Origin of the sequence: Streptomyces sp. NPDC020362 (genome assembly GCF_040642095.1) — a bacterium.
Taxonomy (GTDB): Bacteria; Actinomycetota; Actinomycetes; order Streptomycetales; family Streptomycetaceae; genus Streptomyces.
The window spans coordinates 1-2,729 of the sequence record NZ_JBFAET010000418.1 but is presented as its reverse complement, the minus strand read 5'-3'; the positions used below and the strand labels follow the sequence as shown (position 1 = coordinate 2,729).

Annotated in this window: 1 protein-coding gene; it reads left to right on the top strand. The window is 73.5% G+C overall.

From position 1 onward, the window contains the following. The coding region (locus AB0H32_RS47705; RefSeq protein WP_361135821.1) for an SDR family NAD(P)-dependent oxidoreductase at window positions 1-2,729 on the top strand (2,729 nt) is incomplete at both ends.

Below are 2,729 nucleotides of genomic sequence, written 5' to 3'. Positions count from 1 at the left end.
GTGCTGGTGACGGGCGGGACCGGGACGCTGGGCGGTCTGGTGGCCCGTCACCTGGTCGCGACGGGCCGGGCCGGCGGCGTGCTGCTGACCAGCCGCTCCGGTCCGGCTGCCGGCGTGGCTGCTCTGGTCGCGGAGCTGGCCGAACTGGGCGTATGGGTCCGCGTGATCGCGTGCGATGTGGCGGACCGAGGAGCGCTGGCCGCAGTGCTGGAGACGATTCCGGCCGAGTCCCCGCTGGGTTCCGTCATCCATTCCGCCGGCGTCGTCGACGACGGAGTGATCCCCTCGTTGACGACGGAGCGGCTGTCGGCGGTCATGCGGCCGAAGGTCGATGCGGCCTGGCACCTGCACGAACTCACCGCGCACATGGATCTCGAACATTTCGTCACGTTCTCCTCTGCCGCGGCGACGTTCGGTGCGCCCGGTCAGGGCAACTACGTGGCGGCGAACTCCTTCCTGGACGCTCTCGCCGGTTACCGACGTGCGGCCGGACTTGCCGGGCTGTCGCTGCAACTGGGCGCGTGGGCGCACGAGGCGGGCATCGGCCGCAACCTGGGCGAACGGCTGCTGTCGCGCATCGACCGCTCGGGTTTCGTGACGATGGGCGCCGAAGAGGGCCTGGTGGTGTTCGACGCGGCGCTGGCCCGGGAGGAGGCACTGCTGGTGCCCGCCCGGCTGGACGTGGCGGGGCTGCGGGCACAGGCCGCCCGCGCCACGGACGTCCCGCCGCTGTGGCGGGCGCTCGTCGGCGGGGGCGGCTCCGCCCGGCGTACGGCCGCCTCGGGCGCCGGCACCGGTGCGGTTGCCGGTGCGGCGGACGCGCTGCGGCGCCGTCTGGCGTCGGTGTCGGCGACGGAGCGGGACCGGATCCTGCTGGACCTGGTGCGCGCTCATGTGGCCGCGGTGCTCGGACACGCCTCCGCGGAGGCCATCGAGGCGACCCGGGCCTTCACCGACCTCGGCTTCGACTCGCTGACCTCGGTGGAGCTGCGCAACCGTCTCAACACGGAGACCGGCCTGCGGCTGCCCGCGACGCTGGTGTTCGACCACCCCACACCGGCGGCGCTGGCCGTCCTGCTGCGCTCGGAAGTGACGGGGGACCTGCCGGCCGTTGCCGCACCCTCCGGTCCGGTGGCGACAGGTGCCGCGGACGAGCCGATCGCCATCGTGGGCATGGCGTGCCGGTTCCCCGGCGGTGCGGTCAGTCCGGAGGACCTCTGGCAGCTGCTGGACTCGGGCGCGGACGCGATCGGCCCCTTCCCGCAGGACCGCGGCTGGGACCTCGAAGCGCTCTACGACCCGGACCTGGAACGTACGGGCACGCTGTACACACAGGCGGGCGGCTTCGTCCGCAACGCTAGCGGCTTCGACGCCGGGTTCTTCGGGATCAGCCCGCGTGAGGCGCTGGCCATGGACCCGCAGCAGCGGCTGCTGCTGGAGACGTCGTGGGAGGCGCTGGAGCGCGCCGGCATCGACCCCGCGACACTGCGCGGCAGCCAGACCGGTGCCTTCGTCGGCGGGTCCACCTCCGGATACGGCATCGACGTCCCGCTGGAGGGCGCCGGGGTCGCCGAAGGGCACCTGATGACCGGCACGGCGGCCAGCGTCATGTCGGGCCGGCTGTCGTACACGTTCGGCCTGGAGGGCCCGGCCGTGACGGTGGACACGGCGTGCTCCTCGGCGCTGGTGGCCCTGCACATGGCCTGCCAGGCGATCAGGGCCGGGGAGTGCTCCCTCGCACTCGCCGGCGGCGTCGCCGTCACCGCCACCCCGGCCGTGTTCGTGGCCTTCTCCCAGGCCCGCGGCGTCTCCGTGGACGGACGCTGCAAGTCGTTCGCCGCGTCGGCCGACGGTTCCGGCTTCGCCGAGGGCGCGGGCATGCTCGTGGTGGAGCGGCTGTCGGACGCCCGGCGCAACGGCCACAAGGTGCTGGCGGTGGTCCCCGGGTCGGCGATCAACCAGGACGGTGCGTCCAACGGTCTCACGGCGCCCAACGGTCCCTCGCAGCAGCGCGTGATCCGGGCCGCGCTGGCGAACGCCGGGGTGCACTCCGACGAGGTCGACGTCGTCGAGGCCCACGGTTCTGCGACCACACTCGGCGACCCGATCGAGGCTCAGGCCCTGATCGCGACCTACGGCCAGGAGCGCCCCGAGGGCCGGCCGCTGTGGCTCGGCTCGGTGAAGTCCAACATCGGACACACCCAGACCGCCGCCGGCGCCGCCGGAATCATCAAGATGGTGCTGGCGCTGCAGCACGAGCAGCTGCCGCGGACCCTGCACGTGGAAGAACCCACGCCCCACGTGGACTGGTCGGCCGGCGAGGTACGGCTGCTGACCGAGCCCGTGCCGTGGCCCACCGGCGAGCGGGTGCGCCGCGCGGGTGTGTCGGCGTTCGGCATGAGCGGCACCAACGTGCACATCATCCTGGAGGAGGCCCCGGCCGAGGACACCGCAACGGCGGACATCCCGCAGGAGCCCGCCGACGAGGCACCGTCGGCCGGTGCCCCCGCCGTGATCGCGGCCGACGGCGTGAGCGCGTGGCTGGTGTCGGGCCGTACGGCCGAGGGGCTGACGGCGCAGGCGGAGCGGCTGCGCGAATGGGTGACAACGCGCCCGGGACTCGAACCGGCCGATGTGGCGTGGTCGTTGGCGGCGACGCGGTCGGTGTTCGAGCACCGGGCGGTTGTCGTGGGTGGTGAGCGTGGGGAGCTGGTGTCCGGTCTGGAGAG